The 16,439-nt window shown below is 72.4% G+C and carries 13 protein-coding genes and 2 riboswitches; of the genes, 7 read left to right on the top strand and 6 right to left on the bottom strand.

Features of this window, described 5'->3' with window-relative positions; translation table 11 throughout:
* Nucleotides 1–31 precede the first annotated feature (31 nt).
* Genes ACN269_RS09075 through ACN269_RS09055 form a run of 5 tightly spaced genes read right to left on the bottom strand, consistent with a single transcriptional unit; the run spans nucleotide 32 to nucleotide 5,174 of the window.
* Nucleotides 32–712, bottom strand: coding sequence for an ABC transporter ATP-binding protein (locus ACN269_RS09075; protein WP_421472022.1), 681 nt, complete (start codon nucleotides 710–712; stop codon nucleotides 32–34).
* Nucleotides 709–1,713 carry an ABC transporter ATP-binding protein gene (locus ACN269_RS09070; RefSeq protein ID WP_421472021.1) on the bottom strand — a complete coding sequence of 335 codons (1,005 nt, stop codon included), beginning with the start codon at nucleotides 1,711–1,713 and terminating at the stop codon, nucleotides 709–711. Before ACN269_RS09070 ends, ACN269_RS09075 begins: the two co-directional genes overlap by 4 nt.
* Complete coding sequence (locus tag ACN269_RS09065; RefSeq protein WP_421472020.1) at nucleotides 1,710–2,594, bottom strand: ABC transporter permease; 885 nt, start codon at nucleotides 2,592–2,594, stop codon at nucleotides 1,710–1,712. The genes ACN269_RS09070 and ACN269_RS09065 overlap by 4 nt, the downstream gene beginning before the upstream one ends.
* Complete coding sequence (locus ACN269_RS09060; RefSeq protein ID WP_421472019.1) at nucleotides 2,587–3,606, bottom strand: ABC transporter permease; 1,020 nt, start codon at nucleotides 3,604–3,606, stop codon at nucleotides 2,587–2,589. The genes ACN269_RS09065 and ACN269_RS09060 overlap by 8 nt, the downstream gene beginning before the upstream one ends.
* Complete coding sequence (locus tag ACN269_RS09055; RefSeq protein WP_421472018.1) at nucleotides 3,576–5,174, bottom strand: ABC transporter substrate-binding protein; 1,599 nt, start codon at nucleotides 5,172–5,174, stop codon at nucleotides 3,576–3,578. The genes ACN269_RS09060 and ACN269_RS09055 overlap by 31 nt, the downstream gene beginning before the upstream one ends.
* Nucleotides 5,175–5,476: 302 nt before the next feature.
* On the opposite strand from ACN269_RS09055, the gene ACN269_RS09050 reads away from it, so the two are divergent.
* Nucleotides 5,477–6,193: a hypothetical protein gene (locus tag ACN269_RS09050; RefSeq protein ID WP_421472017.1), complete on the top strand. Its 717-nt coding sequence runs from the start codon at nucleotides 5,477–5,479 to the stop codon at nucleotides 6,191–6,193.
* Entirely contained in the window at nucleotides 6,190–6,951 is a 762-nt protein-coding gene (locus ACN269_RS09045; protein ID WP_421472016.1) for a cobalt transporter, read from the top strand. The genes ACN269_RS09050 and ACN269_RS09045 overlap by 4 nt, the downstream gene beginning before the upstream one ends.
* Nucleotides 6,952–7,026: 75 nt before the next feature.
* Here the strand turns inward: ACN269_RS09045 and ACN269_RS09040 are convergent, their stop codons facing one another.
* Nucleotides 7,027–8,460, bottom strand: a complete 1,434-nt coding sequence (locus ACN269_RS09040; protein WP_421472015.1) for a hypothetical protein — start codon at nucleotides 8,458–8,460, stop codon at nucleotides 7,027–7,029.
* Between the two features lie 104 nt (nucleotides 8,461–8,564).
* Nucleotides 8,565–8,687: riboswitch (cobalamin riboswitch) on the bottom strand.
* A gap of 67 nt (nucleotides 8,688–8,754) precedes the next feature.
* Nucleotides 8,755–8,870: riboswitch (cobalamin riboswitch) on the top strand.
* Between the two features lie 94 nt (nucleotides 8,871–8,964).
* On the opposite strand from ACN269_RS09040, the gene ACN269_RS09035 reads away from it, so the two are divergent.
* From ACN269_RS09035 to ACN269_RS09015, 5 genes are read left to right on the top strand one after another with little or no spacing between them, the layout of a single operon-like run.
* A complete protein-coding gene (locus ACN269_RS09035) occupies nucleotides 8,965–11,685 on the top strand; it encodes a prenyltransferase/squalene oxidase repeat-containing protein (RefSeq protein WP_421472014.1) in 2,721 nt (906 codons plus the stop codon).
* Nucleotides 11,682–12,617, top strand: coding sequence for a hypothetical protein (locus ACN269_RS09030; protein ID WP_421472013.1), 936 nt, complete (start codon nucleotides 11,682–11,684; stop codon nucleotides 12,615–12,617). The genes ACN269_RS09035 and ACN269_RS09030 overlap by 4 nt, the downstream gene beginning before the upstream one ends.
* A gap of 4 nt (nucleotides 12,618–12,621) precedes the next feature.
* Nucleotides 12,622–13,797 carry a CbiQ family ECF transporter T component gene (locus ACN269_RS09025; protein ID WP_421472012.1) on the top strand — a complete coding sequence of 392 codons (1,176 nt, stop codon included), beginning with the start codon at nucleotides 12,622–12,624 and terminating at the stop codon, nucleotides 13,795–13,797.
* Nucleotides 13,794–15,428, top strand: a complete 1,635-nt coding sequence (locus tag ACN269_RS09020) for an ABC transporter ATP-binding protein (protein WP_421472011.1) — start codon at nucleotides 13,794–13,796, stop codon at nucleotides 15,426–15,428. Before ACN269_RS09025 ends, ACN269_RS09020 begins: the two co-directional genes overlap by 4 nt.
* Nucleotides 15,425–16,264, top strand: coding sequence for an ECF transporter S component (locus ACN269_RS09015; protein WP_421472010.1), 840 nt, complete (start codon nucleotides 15,425–15,427; stop codon nucleotides 16,262–16,264). Before ACN269_RS09020 ends, ACN269_RS09015 begins: the two co-directional genes overlap by 4 nt.
* The last annotated feature ends 175 nt before the right edge of the window (nucleotides 16,265–16,439 follow it).

Below are 16,439 nucleotides of genomic sequence, written 5' to 3'. Positions count from 1 at the left end.
GGTGCCGTCCGCCGCCGCGGTGGCGGATGACTCAGGTCATTGCCGGTGCCGTACCCACCAGGTCGACGATCCGGTCGGCCCAGCGGTCCAGCAGGGTCTGGTCGTGGCTGATGACCAGGACGCCGGCGTGCTGGGTTCGCTGGTAGTCGCGGATGACGCTGGCGACGTGCGCCTGGGTTGAGGCGTCGAGCATCGCCGTGGCCTCGTCGCAGAGCAGGTAGTCCGGCCGGTGGACGAGGGCCCGGGCGAGGCAGGCGCGTTGTAGTTGCCCGTCGGAGACCGCGTGTGGCCGTCGGCTGCGTAGGTCGGCGGTGAGGCCGACGAGGTCGGCGAGTTCGGCCACCCGCTCCTGGACCGTCGACTCGGGTGTCCGTACGGCGCGTAGCGGTTCGGCGATCAGGTCGTCCAGGCTCAGTCGAGGGTCGGCGGCGGCGCGTGGGCTTTGGAACAGGACGGCGACGCGGGTCCGTAGGCCGACCGGCACGGCGTACCGCACTGCGTGCACGGGCATGCCGTCGATGCTGACCCGGCCGTGGTCCGGTCGGTGCAGGAGGGCCAGGACCCGCACCAGTGTCGACTTGCCACATCCGGACGGGCCGCGGAGCCCCACCGTCTCGCTGCGGGCGACCCGCAGGGTGATGCTGTCGAGCACGACCTGACGGCCGTATCCGACGGTGACCTCGTCGGCGAGCAGGTGCTGCTCCCTGGTCATGTGACTGCTCCGGGACGGATCGGGTGGTGACAGGCGACCGTGCCGTCACCGGCGATCGGCGTGAGCGGTGGCTGGCGCGCGCAGGAGTCGGTGCGGCGCGGGCAGCGCGGCGCGAACGCGCAGCCCGGAGGCAGCGCGGTGAGCATCGGCGGGTCGCCCGGCACCGGCCGGAAGGCGCGGTCCGGCAGAGCGTCGAGCAGCGCCGCTGCGTACGGATGAGTTGGCGCGGCGAAGAGATGATCTGCGTCCCGGTGTTCCACGATGCGGCTGGCGTACATGACGGCGACGGTGTCGGCGACTCGCTGCGCGGCGGCCAGGTCGTGCGTGATGAGGACGACGGCCGAGCCGGTGTCGCAGCGTCGGCGCAGCAGGTCGAGGGTGTGGTCCACCAGCGGCCGGTCGAGGCCGGTGGTGGGCTCGTCGGCGATGAGCAGCGCCGGGTCCGGTGCCAGTGCGAGCGCGGTGACCAGGCGCTGGGCCATGCCGCCGGAGAGTTCGTGCGGGTAGTGGTCCAGGTCGGCCGGGTCGAGTCCGACGTCGAGGGCGAGGCGCTCAGCATCGTCCCGATCCCGGCCGTGCGCTCTGAGCGTCTCGATGAGCAGGCGCCGTCCGGTGCGGACCGGGTTCAGTGCGGTGGCCGGGCTCTGCGGGACCAGCCCGACCCGTCGACCGCGTACTCTGCGGGCCAGGTGATGCTGACCGCAGGTGATCAGGTCGACCGGGTCACTGCCCGGGTGGTGCAGGACGGCGTGGCCGGTGGTCGTGGCGTTGCCCGGTAGCAGGCCGAGCAGGGCGTGGGCCAGAACGGACTTGCCGCAGCCGGACTCGCCGACGACGGCCAGCAGTTCACCGGCCCGTACGGTCAGGCTGAGGTCGGTAACGGCGCGTACGGTCGTGTCGCGCAGACGGAACTCGACGCCGAGGCCGTCCACGGCGAGCAGCAGGCGGTTTTCGGCGATGCCCGAAGTCGCGGGAGCGGGTGCGGAGCCGGTGCTGGTCACAGGTTGAGCTCCGCTCGGACGCGGGGATCGAGGCGATCGCGCCAGTGTGCGGCGAGGACCGCAATGGCGAGGGTGACGACGACGATGACCGCGCCCGGTGCCAGGCTGGCCCACCAGGCGCCGGTCAGCAGCGATCCCTGACCGTCGTTGATCATGTTGCCCAGCGAGGCGAGGTGCGGCGGCAGTCCGAGACCGAGAAACGACAGTGCCGTCTCGTGCCACACGGCGTGCGGGATCATCAGGGTGGTGGCCAGCGCCAGGCGGGGCAGGACGTGCGGCAGCAGGTGCCGCACGAAGACCCGTCCCCGGCCGGCGCCGCCGTTGATGGCGGCGTCGACGAACGGTCGGGTCCGCAGGCTCAGCAGCTCGGATCGGACGATGCGGGCGGTGGAGAGCCAGTGGGTGAGCCCGACGGAGGCGATCACCGCGCCGAGGCTGGGGCGCAGCATGGCGACGATGAAGATGCCCAGCAGCAGGTGCGGCATCGCGGCGATGGTGTCCACGATCCGCATCAGGATCCGGTCCGCGCGCCCACCGAGCGTGCCGGCGATCCCGCCGACCACACCGCCGAGGAGGGTGGCGACGAGCGCGGCGACCGTGCCGACGAGCAGTGACACCCGAAGGCCGTATACCGCCCGGTGCGCCACGTCCCGGCCGAGGTCGTCGGTGCCGGCGAGGTGTGTCCAGGACGGCGCGAGCCGGGTCTGGTCCAACGCGACGGCGCTCTGGTCGAGTGGCCAGACGAGCGGCGCGAGAAGCGAGCCGGCAACCGCGGCGAGCAGGACGACGGCGGCCAGGACCGCACCGACCTGGCTGGTGCGAAGTTTCGGCCGTCGGCGGACCGACGCGAGGGGACGAGGTCGGGTGATGAGGTCAACCATCGAGTCGTACCCGCGGGTCGGCGGCGGCGTAGGCGAGGTCGGTGGCGAGGTTCGCGGCCAGCACCACCGCGGTGGTGACCAACGTGATCGCCGCGAGCAGCGGGAAGTCGCTGCCCAGCGCGGCGGCGACCGTGACGGCTCCGAGGCCCGGCAGCGAGAAGACCGTCTCGACCAGCACCGCTCCGCCGACCAGTTCCGGTAGGTGCGTGCCGACCAGGGTGAGGAACGGCAGCAGCGCGGTGCGCAGCGCATGTCCGAACAGGACGGTCCGCCCCGGCAATCCCCGGGCCCGTGCGGCGAGCACGTGGTCGTCACGCAAGCTGTCGGCGACCGCGTCCCGGACGAACAACACGAACCAGGGCGCCTGGGACACCGCCAGCACCCCCACCGGGAGGATGAGGTGGCGCGCCACGTCGGACCAGGACGTGCTGGTCGCGGTCACGTCGGTGAGCCCGCCGGCGGGTAGCCACCCCAGCGCCAACGCGAACAGGGCGATCGCGGCCAGGCCCAGCCAGAACACCGGCATCGACTCCACCGCGTAGGCGGCGGCCCGCAACGCGCGGTCGAAGAGCCCACCCCTGCGGTACGCGGCCAGCGCGCCCAGCAGCAGGCTGGTGACCAGTACGACGCCGAGTGCCATCCCGATCAGCAGCAGCGTCCAGCCGGCCCGGGCGGCGAGCACTGCGGCCACCGGTTCGTGGCGGCTCGTCGACCAGCCGAGGTCCCCTTGGACGAGGTTGCTGATCCAGCGCAGGTACTGCACCGGTAGCGGGTCGTCGACCCCCCAGTTGGCGCGGATCTGCGCCAGGTTCTCCTCGGTGGCGGTGAAAGCCGCCGCGCCCGCGTACTGCTTTGCCGGGTCCACGGGCGAGGCGGCGCCGAGGGCGAACATCCCGATGCTGGTCGCCGCGAGCACCGGGACGGCGACCAGCAGCCGGCGTCGCACCACCGCACCTACCCCGGCCAGTCGACCGGAGCGGGTCACGAACGCGTCCAGGTGTTGATGTTCCACCAGAGGCTGTTCGCCACTCCGTGCTCGTGCGCCTCGACGCGCGGGGCGACGCCCTGGACCGATGCCTTCAGCACGTAGGTGTGCCGCAGGTAGGTGAGGAACAGCCACGGCACGTCCGCCACGAGCTGCTTCTGGAACTGCGCGTACGCGGCCTTGCGGCGGGCCGGATCGATCTGGTCGCGGCCCTCCTGCAGCGAGCGGTCCGTCACCTCGGAGCGGTACGAGCCGGGGTTGAAGTAGCCCTGCCCCGCGAACCGGGAGCCGAACAGCTTGTACGAGACGAAGTCCGGGTCGTACGGCGTGCCGTAGCCCATCAGCAGGGCATCGGACTTCATCCGCGGGTCAATGGCGTCCCACGTCAGACCGGCCGGGGTCACCTCGATGCCGATCTTCTTCGCGTCGGCCGTCACCGCCAGCGCCAGGTCCTTGCGCAGGGTGTCGCTCGCCGGGTACATGAGCGTGAATCGGGCCGACCGGCCGTCCTTGACCCGTACCCCATCCGCGCCGGGCTTCCAGCCAGCCGCGTCGAGCAGCGCCCCGGCCGCCGTCGGGTCGGCGGTGGGAGCGCCGACGGTCGAGGGCTCGGCGAACTCGGAGGTCGGGGGGACCGGCCCGAACGCCGGCTCGCCCGCGCCGTTGAGAATGCCGGCGACCATCGCGGACCGGTCCACGGCGAGGTTGAGCGCCCGGCGGACCGCCGTATCAGCGAGGACAGGGTTGCCCATTGGCAGCATCACGCCGCGGTAGTCGGCGGTCGGCACCCGCTGCACCGCGTACGCGCTGTCTCTGTCGAAGCCGGAGGCGAGCTTCGGTGGCAGTTCGGCGGCGTCGAACTCGCCGGCTCGCATCCGCTGGGCGCGGACGTTGTCGTCGGCGACGAACGCCACCACGACCCGGTCGTTCGCCGGCCGGCCGCCGAAGTAGCGCTCGTTGGCGGTGAGCACGAGGCGGTCGCCCGGCGTCCAGGACTCGACCTTGTACGGTCCGGTCCCGATCGGCTTGCGGTTGAAGCCGGTGGTGTTGATGTCCTGCCCGCTGAGCAGCTTGGCGGGCACGATGCCGAGGGTGAGTCGCTGCAGGAACGGCGCGTACGGGTAGCGCAGCGTGAACACCACGGTCGTGGCGTCGGGTGTGGACACCGACTCCACCATGTCCAGGTCGGAGCGCAGTGTGGAGTCCACCTTCGGATCCAGCACCGCCTGGTACGTAAAGACGACATCCGACGCGGTCAGCGCGCTGCCGTCGTGGAACTGCACACCGTCGCGCAGTTTGGCGGTCACGGTGCGTCCGTCGGGCGACACCGTCGGCAGGGCCGAGGCCAGGCCGGCGACGAGGCGGTTGTCGCTGTCGCGGGCGACGAGCCCGTCGAAGATCAACGCGGCGCCGTCGACGCCGTAGTTGAGCACCGGGTTCAGTGCGTCGGGCTCGTCGGAGGTGGCCACGACCAGGGTCGCGCCACCGGCTGAGCTGTCCGGGTTGGTCGGGGCCGAGCAGCCGGCGAGGACGAGCATTCCGGCCGCTGCGGTCGACGCCACGAGACGTCGGAAGGCCGGTCGGATCCGGGTCACTACACGCTCCTGTGGTGTGGGGAACGGGTGCGGGCGTGCGGGTGCAGCCGCCGCGGTTATTGATCACGTTGGCACAGTTGCCACACCATGGCAATTGCCAATCGAGTGCATCATGGTTCCGGGAGTGGCCGCCGAACCCATCACCGGGCGCGTGTCGCCGCCCGGGCATCCCGACGGACCGATGAGTTGATCAACGGACTGTTCATGTCCTCGTCTCGTGCCCCACACCGGCCCGGACGTGCGCGTTTCCCGAGGTTGAGCAGGGTTGCCGCGAATGTGTCATCGCAATCCTGGAGCACCACGTGTCCCTGCACGCACGTCGGCGACGACGAAACGCGGCGACGGTAACTCCGCTGGCGGCCCTCTGCACCACCGCGGCCGTCCTGGTCCTACCGTCCCCGGCGGCGGCGCACCCCTTCGGTGACCCGCAGACCGTGTCCATCGCCCCCGACGAGCAGCGGAACGACGTCGTGCGGGTGCGGTGGCGTGTCGGCGGACCCGACGACCTCACCCTGCTCGGAGTCTCGCTCGGGTTGCTACCGGCCGACCGCGTCCTGCTCGACGGCGCTGTCGACTACCGGGCGACCGACCCGGCCGTGATCGCGTCGTCCGAGCAGTTCCCCGCGTACCTGCTCAAGCAGATCACCGTGGCCGACGGGGCGCGCCCCTGCCTCGGCAGTGTCGCGCCGCTGAGGGCACTGGCGCGGATCGGTGCGACGATCGACTACACCTGCCCGGGGCCGGTTGGTTCGGTCACCGTCGCGGTGCGGATGCTGACCGACCTCAACCCCGCCTACCGGGCCATGGCCACCGGCCCCGGGGGGCAACGCGCGGTGTACGGCTCGGGCGAGGAAACCCACGACTGGAGCCTCACCAGCCGCGCGCCGGCCGCCGGCAGCACCAGCCGTGGCCGCAGCGCGGCCGTCCAACTCGCCGGCGTCATCGCCGCGGTGCTGCTGGTCGCGGTCGGGGTCCCGTTGGTGGTGCGGCGGGTGCGGCGACGCAGGGTCCTGGCATGACCGCGAGCGCAGCTTTGTCCGCGTCCCTTACAGACCAGATGCAGGACCTCATCCATTCACCGGGCGTACCCCCGATCGCGTTCGTGCTCGCGTTCGCCGCCGGTGCGGGTCACGCCGTGGCCCCGGGGCACGGTAAGAGCCTGGCCGCCGCCTACCTCGCCGGCTCGCGCGGCCGGATCCGGGACGCCGCCTGGCTGGGCGGGTCGGTGGCCGTCATGCACACGCTCTCCGTGCTGGTGATCGGCGTGGCGTGGACGTTCCTGTCCCTGTCCGAGGTGATCCGGATGCAGGAACTCACGAGCTGGCTGCAACTCGGCGCGGGTGTGATCGTCCTGGCCACCGGTCTGTGGATGGTGCGCCGACACCTGCACAACGCTGGCCACAATCACTCACACAGCCACAGCCACAGCCACAGCCACGAGCATGGGAAGCGTCCCGGGCTGGTCCTGCTCGGCATCTCCGGCGGGCTGACCCCGTCTCCTGCCGCGTTCCTCGTGCTGGCGACCGGGCTGTTCATCGGTCGCGCTGGCTTCGCCCTGCTGCTGGTCCTGACCTTCGGCCTCGGCATGGCCGTCGTGCTCTTCGGCGTCGGGGTCCTCGCGGTCGCCGGAAGCTCACTCATCAACCGGGGCGCACAGTCCCGCGCCGTCCTCGGTCTGGCCGCGCGGGTGGCGCCTGTGCTCGCCGCCAGTGGCATCACGCTCTTCGGCGCGGGCCTCGTCACGGTCGCCGCGATCCACCTCGTCACCCTCACCTGAAGCGGCAGCGGGCGGATCAGCCGTCGGATGGTCAGCGGCTGCTCGGCCGCCGCTGACCATCCGATTATCCGGCTGTCAGACGCCGTAGCGCAGGTAGATGGTGTCGCCGACGGTCACGGTCGTGCCGCGGGTCGCGCTGGCCGGGGTGCCGCCGTCGCGGGTGACCTTCCAGGTGGAGGAGCCGCTGTTGGCCAGGCCGTTGATCGAGCTGATGGTGCCGGTGCCGCTGGTGGGGTTCAGGGCCGTGACGCAGCCACTCGGGGTGGCCGCGCCGACGGCCGCGTCCAGGACGGCACCGAGGGTGGTGGTGGCGGCGCTCGGGGTCAGCGCGACCGCGCACGGCTTGATGCTGCCGCTGCCGTTGTCGATGATCACGGCGAGCTTGGTGGCGGTGCCAGCGGTGAATCCGCTCGCCGCGACCCAGGTGGGCGCGCCGACGGTGACCGGGGTCGGGGGAGCGGCGGTGTAGCCCGCGCCGGCGAGGGCGCGCACCGCGTCGATGGAGGCGTACGCCGACGGGGTGGTGTTGGTGGGCAGGTACTTGAATCCGCCGCCGGTCAACTGCTGCGCGCGCAGGAAGTCGATCGGGGTCTTGCCGGCGGTGGTGGTGAAGTCGGTGCCCTGGCTGGGGATGCCGCAGGCGTTGAGCCCGGAGACGGCCCAGGCGTTGGAGTCGGTGTTGACGCCGAACATCGAGCTGAACGCGCCCGAGGCGTTGACGAGCTTGCCCTTCAGGAAGTTCTTCGCCTGCAGCACGTCGGTGTCGGTGTTGGGGACCCCGGCGGCGCAGAGCGCGGCCATCGCCGCGCCGGTCATGTCGATGTCACTGGTCGCGGCGAGTTGGGTGGGGTCGCCCTCGGCCTGGGTGAACGTCCAACCGCCGTCGTTGTGCTGGTTGTTGCGGATCCGGGTGATCGAAAGGTCGAGCAGTGCCTGCGGCACGCGGGCGGCGCCGGCCTGGGTCTTCGCGCCGGCCAGGGCGAGAGTGCCGAAGACGGTGCCATTGAAGTTCGCCGGCGGGCCGTAGTAGCCGGCCGAGCCGGTCTGCCAGTAGGCGATGGTGTCGGCAATCAGGTTACGGGTGGGGGAGACCCGGGCGGGATCGATGCCGGCGGCGTAGGCGTTCAGGACCCCACGCTCGTAGTCGGTGACCACCGGCGTGCTGCTCGGCCAGGACGAGGCCGAGAGCTGGTTGCGGTAGACGGTGCGGGCGTTCTTGGTCGTGTCGCCGGAGGGGTAGACGTCCACCGCCGCGACGCCGGCGGGCGCGAACGCGCTGAACGCCCACTCGTTCGACAACCCGCCGCTGGCGTAGCTCCCGTCGGCAGCCTGCAGGGTCCGCAGGTAGGCGACGCCGTTGGTCTTGGCGGTGGCGATCTGCGCGGCGGTCGAGGTCGCGGCGGCCGGTGCGGCGCCTCCCGCGACCGCCAGGACCGTGGCGATCAGCGCGGCGGCGGGAACGGCCGCGAGGCGTCTGCGGCGGCTGCCGGGTGAAAAGCGCGAGGACATCGGGTCTCCTTGGGGGTACGGGGCACGGCTGCCTCGACCCGGAGCCCGGCGCGCGCCGGCGGGAGCGGGGCGGGCCGGCCGCAGGACGCGTGGGACGGATACCGCAGGTGCTGCGTCACCACGTAGGTAGTCGGGCTCGGGACGGGCGAACCGTCCTCACCGTTGCGCGTCAGCCCCGGATTCCCACCGGGTTCCCCCACGCGATGACGCGGTCACCGTATGGGAGGAGACCGCTACCGCGCGCTGTTAGGTACATGACACGTCCTCGCGTTGACGCGGTGGTGGCGGTTGTGGTCCGATGGCCGCGATCCAGCAGTCAGGGGAAGCCGGTCAAAGTCCGGCGCTGGCCCGCAGCCGTAGGTCCCGATATCGGGACGAGTCGGATTACCTGGCTGGATAGTGCACCGCAGCGCCGTCGAGGTACACGGCGCGGAGCCAGGTTTCCGGGGTTTGTCCTCGGGGTCCGCGTCCGCGCCTGCGCCGCTAGCCCCCGAGAGAGTCGCCATGTCCCCACTGGTCAGTCGAACGTCGCGTGTTCCCGCAGCGTGGTTGGCGGCCGTCGCCGCAGCGGTGCTCGGCGCGGTGGCGCTGGTGGTGCCGACCCGCGCCGCGCTCGCCGACCCGCTGGAGTCCTGCACCCCAACGCAGGGCGCGATCGTCGCTGTCGACTTCGGCGCATGGGGTGGGCCGCTGCTGCGGGGCTGCGACGCCACCCCGACCACCGGACTGGACCTGCTGCACGAGGCGGGCTTCACCACCGCCGGCACCGCCCACGACGGCCCCGGCTTCATCTGCCGGATTGGGTCTCCCGCCTTCGACGCCGGTGCCGAGCACCCGACGCCGGCTGACGAGGCGTGCGAGTTGACGCCGCCGGCCACTGCCTACTGGTCCTACTGGATTGCCCCGGCCGGGCAGGACCACTGGACCTACAGTCCACTCGGCGCGATGTCCCAGCGGCCGGGCCCGGGTGAGGTCGAGGCGTGGGTCTTCGGCGGCACCGACATCGGCGGCAGCACCGGGGTGCCCACCTTCACCCCCGCGTCGGTACGCGCGAGCGGCCCGACTCCGACCGCCACTGCGACTCCGACGGCGACCCCGACCTCGACGCCCGTGCCGACGCGACCGACGGAAGCGCAGGTCAAGGCGGTGGCGAGTTACCTGGTGGGGCAGCTCGTCGACGGCGACCACGTGGACAACGGTTTCGTCAACTACTACCGGACCATCGCTGTCGCCACCGCCCTGGCCGGGACCGGTGGGCAGGACCAAACCCTCACCAAGGTCGTCGACTACCTGCGGGCGCACGTCGATGCCGCGATCTTCCCGAACGGCGACACCGCCGTGCCGAACACCGCTAACGTCGCCAACCTCGCCCTGCTGGCCACGATCACCGGAGGCGACCCGCGCGCGTTCGGCGGCCGGGACCTGATCGCCACGCTCACCGACCGGGTGTGCACCGCGACCGACATCGACGCCGGATGCGCCGCCGCCGGTGACTTCGCCGGATCGACCGGACCGATGACCCACGCAACAGCGCTGCTCGCGCTCAAGCGCGCCGGCATCACCCCGCCCACCGCGACCGTCGCCCGGCTGACCGAGCAGCAGTGCGCGAGCGGCGCCTTCGGTGGCCTGTGGCTCGCCCCGGGCGAGTTCTGCGACCCGGACATCGCCGCCACGACCCTGGCTGTCCTCGCGCTGCACGCCCTCGGCGGACAGGACGAGGCGCTGGGCTCGGCCAAGACGTTCCTGACCGGGGCGCAGGAAACCGACGGCGGTTACCAGCCCTACACCGGCGCCGGGTTGACCGACACCTACTCGACCGGACACGCCGCGCAGGCCCTCGCCGTGCTGGGCATCACCGATCGGGCCGCCGCCGCCACCGGTTTCCTGGTCGGCCGGATCGCCACCGGCGGCGGGCTCAGCCCCGACCCGAGCAACCCGGACGCCGACCTGGCCGCCACCGCCGCGGCGGCGCTCGCGCTCGCCGGCACGAACCTCGCCGCGCTGACCCACCGCCTGGGCGGGCCACCACCGGCCGGGCCCCGGCCGGATCTGGCCAAGGGAGTGTCCTACCTCGTCGCGCCGGCCAACCTGATCGACGGCCAGTACTACGAGTCGTTTCCCGGCTTCCCCGACTTCGGGTTGAGCATCGACGGCGCGTACGCCCTGGCCGCCACCGGCGGGGACGACGCGAAGCTGCGGGCGATCGTCGAGTTCCTTCGCGGCGGCGGCGCGGTCGGCGACAACGGCTTCACCGTCGACATGTGGTTGGGCGTCGGCACCGACTACGCCGTCGGCGGCGCGATCGGCAAGGTCGCGTTGCTGGCCCAGGTCACCGGCTACGACCCACGGACCTTCGGCGGACACGACCTGATCGCCGCGCTGGGTGACGTCACCTGCACCAAGGTCGACGCATCGACCGGCTGCGCCGGAGCAGGCAACTACCGGTACGCCACCTCGGTCTTCGGGCAGTCGCTCGGCATCATCGCGCAACTACGCGCGGGACAGGGCGAAGCCGCCGCCAAGCCGGTCGAGTTCCTCAAGGGATTGCAACGCGCCGACGGGTCGTTCCCCAGCCTCATCCCAGCGGCGGACACCGACCGGGACGTCGACAGCACCGCGATGGCCGCGATGGCCCTGGCCGCGCTCGCCGACGACCCGGCGGCGGCCACCGCCGTCGACAAGGCGCTCGCCTGGATCGCCTCGACGCAAAAGGAGCACGGCGGGTTCCCCGGCGCGGCCGGCGACTCCACCAACTCCACCGCGCTCGCCATCCAGGGCCTCACCCTGCGCGACACCACCTACGCGGGTCAGATCGGCAAGGCGCTGGCGTTCCTGGCGGCCCAGCAGAACGACGACGGCGGGTTCACCGTCGCGGCCGGTGGCCAGGCGGGATCGGACGTCCGCGCCTCCACCCAGGTCGTCGGTGGCGCCACCGGCATCTCATTCGCCGCCCTGGCGCGGGACGTGCACGACACGCCGGGTCCGGACCCGTCCGGCTCACCCACACCCACGCCGAGCGCCAGCCAGCCGTCCTCGCCGACGGCGACACCCGTGGCGACCCCGTCGGCGACGGGCCCCGGCGGGCACTCGTGGGGCAACCTGCCCCGCACCGGCGTGTCCATCGTGACCATCGCCCTGCTGGCGCTGGTGCTCGTGGTCGGTGGCGTCCTGCTGCTGGTCGCCGCCCGTCGCCGCGCGGTGTCCGACAACGGCGGTGAATCGTGACCACCCGCCGGTGGTTCCGGTCGATCGCGGCCCTGACGATCGTCGCCGCGCCGGTGGTGGCACCCACGCCGGCGCTGGCCGCGCCCCTGCCAATCGGGCAGTGCACCACCTCGTCCGGGGCAATCCTCGCTGTCGACTTCAGCCGCTGGGGCGGGCCGCTGCTGCGGTCCTGCGGCACCACCCCGACCACCGGCTACCAACTACTCAACCAAGGTGGCTGGCGCACCACCGGGACGCAGCACGACGGCCCGGCGTTCATCTGCCGCATCGGCTACGCGGGTCACCAGGGCGGAACGCAGTACCCCACCCCGGCCGACGAGAAGTGCGCGCTCACCCCACCGGCCAGCGCGTACTGGTCGTACTGGCACGCCGACCCGGGACAGAACAGCTGGGTCTACAGCCAGCTCGGCGCGATGAGCTACAAGCCCAAGCCGGGCAGCGTCGACCTGTGGATCTTCGGGGCGACCGACATCGGGGGAACCCAGGGGCGGCCCACGGTCAGCCCGGACAGCGTCCGCGCCCGCAACAGCACGCCGATCGGCGCCGCCACCACCGCGCCGCCCGCAGGTGCGCCCACCCCGGCCCAGCCCGGCGGCGGGAACCCACCAGCCGCCGGCAACCCGCCGGCACCGGGTGACCCCGGCATCGGCCCACCCCCGCCCGGCCCACCACCGACCGGAGCGCCGGCGTCGGTGCCGATGGGCGGTACGCCGACGCCTCCGGCCAGCCCGACGACATCCCCCACGGCGGGAGCGCCGTCCGGGCCGCCGGACGCCACCCCCGACGGGCCGCGCATCCTCGACGCGGCACCCACCGCGACGGCCGCCCGCAAGGACACCGGCTCGGCGCTGCCAGCGCTGATCACCGTCGGCCTGTTGACCGTCCTCGCCCTGGTCGGCGGTGTCGTCGGCTGGCGGCGACGCCGCACCTGAACCGATGCCCCCGACCCGCCCCGACCTCCTGCACCGCCTCGCGGTAGCCCGGCTGCCCCGCCCCCTGCACCCGGTGGCCTGGTGGCTGTGGGCGCTCGCGCTGGCGACCGCCGCGAGCCGCACCAGCAACCCGCTGCTGCTGCTGCTCATCTTCGCGGTGCTCGGGTTCGTCGTCAGCGTCCGCCGCACCGACGCCCCCTGGGCGCGGGCGTTCCGCTACTACCTCTACCTCGCACTGCTCATCATCGCGATCCGGGTGGTGTTCCGGACGGTCTTCGCCTCCGGCATCACCCCCGAGGACCACATCCTGTTCCGGCTGCCGCACCTGCCCACCCCCGACTGGTACGCGGGCATCCAGATCGGCGGCCCGGTCTCCCTGGAGGCAACCCTCTCCGCCACCGTCGACGGGCTCCGATTGGCGTGCCTGCTGTGCTGCATCGGCGCCGCCAACAGCCTCGCCAACCCCAAACGCGCCCTGCGGGTCCTCCCCGGTGCGCTGTACGAGCTGGGTGTCGCCGTCACCGTCTCGCTGAGCGTCGCACCCCAACTGGTGGAGAGCGTCCAACGGGTCGCGCGTGCCCGCCGGTTACGCGCCGGACGGGCCAGGGGCCTCGGCGCCGTGCGGGCCATCCTGATGCCGGTCCTGCACGACGCCCTGGACCGGTCACTGCGGCTGGCCGCCGCCATGGACGCCCGCGGCTACGGCCGGGTCGGCACCGCCACACCCGCCTCGCGACGGCTCACCGGCGTCCTCATGCTCACCGGCATGGCAGGCCTGTGCGTCGGCGCGTACGGACTGCTCGACCCGGGGGTGCCCCGCCCGGTCGGGCTCGGTGGCCTCGCTGGCGGCGTGCTGCTCTGCGTGGCCGGGCTCGCCCTCGGCGGGCGTCGGGTGTCGCGCAGCCGGTACCGGCCCGACCCGTGGCAGTGGCCGGAGTGGACGGTCGCCGGCTGCGGGGTCGTCACTGCCGTCGTGCTCGGCGCCGGCACCGGCTACGACCCCGCCGCGCTCAACCCGAGCCTCTATCCGCTGCACTGGCCCAGCCTGCCCGCCCTACCGGCCGCCGCGATCCTCGTCGCCGCCCTCGCGGCAATCGCCGCACCGACACCACCGCGCCCGCACCGACCGGAGCCCGCCGCCGAACGACGTGCCGCCGACACCGCAGGAGCACCCTCATGATCCGCTTCGAGCGCGTCAGCGTCACCTACGACGGCGCGTCCCGCCCCACATTGCGCGACGTTGACCTCAGCATCGACGAGGGAGAGTTGTGCCTGGTCGTCGGGCACACCGGGGCGGGAAAGTCGACACTGCTCGGGGCGATCAACGGCCTCGTACCGCACTTCACCGGCGGCACCCTGCAGGGCAGCGTCCGCGTCGCCGGCCGGGACACCGCACACCACCCGCCCCGCGAGTTCGCCGACCTGGTCGGTGTCGTCGGGCAGGACCCGGTCGCCGGGTTCGTCACCGACACCGTCGAGGAGGAACTGGCGTACGGAATGGAGCAGCTCGCCCTCGATCCGGCGGTGATGCGGACCCGGGTGGAGGAGACCCTCGACCTGCTCGGCCTGGCCGACCTGCGCCACCGTGGCCTGCACGAACTCTCCGGCGGTCAGCAGCAACGCGTGGCGATCGGCGCGGCGCTCACCGCCCACCCGCGGGTATTGGTCCTCGACGAACCGACCTCCGCGCTCGACCCGACCGGAGCGGACGACGTCCTCGCCACCATCACCCGGCTGGTTCACGACCTCGGCGTGACCGTCGTGCTGGCCGAGCACCGCCTGGAGCGGGTCCTGCCGTACGCCGACCGGCTCATCCACGTCGCCCGTGACGGCGCGGTCCGTCACGGTGATCCGGCCGCCCTCATCGGCGGCACCACAGTCGCGCCACCCGTGGTCGACCTCGGACGCCTGGCCGGCTGGTCACCGCCGCCGCTGTCGGTGCGCGACGCCCGCCGGCACGCGGCCGCGCTGCGGGACCGGTTACCCCCGACGCCGACGCGAGCACACCGACTCTCCCACGCCGACGCCCGCAGCGCGCTGACCGCGGCCGGCGTGATCGTTCGCCACGGACCGGTCGTCGCGGTCCGCGGCGTCGACCTGACACTGGTACGCGGCGAGATCACCGCGCTGATGGGCCGCAACGGCTCCGGCAAGTCGTCGCTGCTGTGGGCCCTGCAGGGTTCTGGTCGCCGGGATGGCGGCAGCATCGCCGTCCCCGAGACCCCAGACGGCACCCTCGATCCGGGACGGGTCAGCGCCAGCCACGCCCGCCGACTCGTCGGCCTCGTCCCGCAGACCGCCACCGACCTGCTCTACCTGGACACCGTCGACGCCGAACTCGACCAGGCCGACCGCGACGGCGCCGAGCCGGGCACCGCGCGGCGTCTCCTCGACGGCATCGCTGCCGGCATCGACGGCGACAGCCACCCCCGGGACCTGTCCGCCGGGCAGCAATTGGCTCTGGTGCTGGCCATCCAGCTCGCCGTGACGCCGGGTGTGCTGCTGCTCGACGAACCCACCCGAGGGCTGGACTACCAGGCGAAGGCCGCGCTGACGCGTACCCTCGACGGCTTCGCCGCGCAGGGCCGCGCCGTCGTGGTGGCCACCCACGACGTCGAGTTCGCCACCGCCACCGCCGACCGGGTCGTGGTCATGGCCGACGGTGAGGTCGTCGCCGACGGTCCCGTCCCGACCGTGCTCACCGCGTCGCCCACATTCGCCCCGCAGGTCGCGAAGATCCTCGCGCCGCTGCCCTACCTGACGGTCGGGCAGGTCGCCGCCGCCCTCGACGATCCGGCGGTGCCCGCATGACGACACCGAACGTCGCGGTCCGCGTGCCTCTGCGCGCCGTGCTCGCGATCACCATGGCGTCGTTCCTGGGCTTCGTCGCGTTCCTCTGGCCGTTCGTCGTCCCGCCGGGCACCTTCGGCTCCACCCAGACCCCACCGCTGATGTTCGGCGTGCTGCTGCTCCTCGTCCTCGCCGTCATCTTCGCCGAGATCGCCGACGGCAGAATCGACGCCAAGGCGCTCGCCATGCTGGGCGTGCTGTCCGCCATCAACGCGGCCCTGCGGCCACTCGGCGCCGGCACGGCGGGCATCGAGACGGTCTTCTTCATCCTCGTGCTCGCCGGCCGGGTCTTCGGGCCCGGCTTCGGCTTCGCGCTCGGCTGCACCTCGCTGTTCGCCTCCGCCCTGCTCACCGGGGGAGTGGGACCGTGGTTGCCGTACCAGATGTTCGGCTGCGCCTGGGTCGGCATGTTCGCCGGCCTGCTACCCCGGGTACGGGGACGGGCCGAGATCGCACTGCTCGCCGCCTACGCCGCCGTCAGCGGATACTTCTTCGGCTTCATGCTCAACCTGTCCTTCTGGCCGTTCTCGCTCGACCCGACCAGCTCAATCGCCTACCAGCCCGGTCTGCCGATGCTGGAACAACTCCACCGGTACCTGACCTTCTTCACCGTCACCTCGCTGGGCTGGGACACCGGACGGGCGGTCACCACCGCCGTCCTCGTCACCCTCGCCGGACCAGCCGTGCTAGGTGCGTTCCGGCGCGCGGCCCGACGGGCGCACTTCCAAGCGGCCCCGAAGTTCACGAGCGCTGTCACTGACGTGGGCGCCAACGCAACGACGAATCGACAAACGTAAGGCAGCTAGTTTCGCCCTGCAGGAAGTCTCTCCACCGGACATGGCTCGGCCCACCCGGACGGCTATGCTGAAGCCTCTTAGGCTGCGGTGTGAGGGACGGGGAGCATCTCTAACGCGAGTCCAGTTAGGGGCGACCGGCAGCGTGCCGTGCAACTCTTGTGCGCGCGCCCCCGGC

The organism is Micromonospora sp. WMMD736 (genome assembly GCF_049179015.1).
GTDB lineage: Bacteria > Actinomycetota > Actinomycetes > Mycobacteriales > Micromonosporaceae > Micromonospora.
The sequence above is the reverse complement of the archived record's forward strand: the minus strand, read 5'-3'. Positions and strand labels throughout refer to the sequence as shown.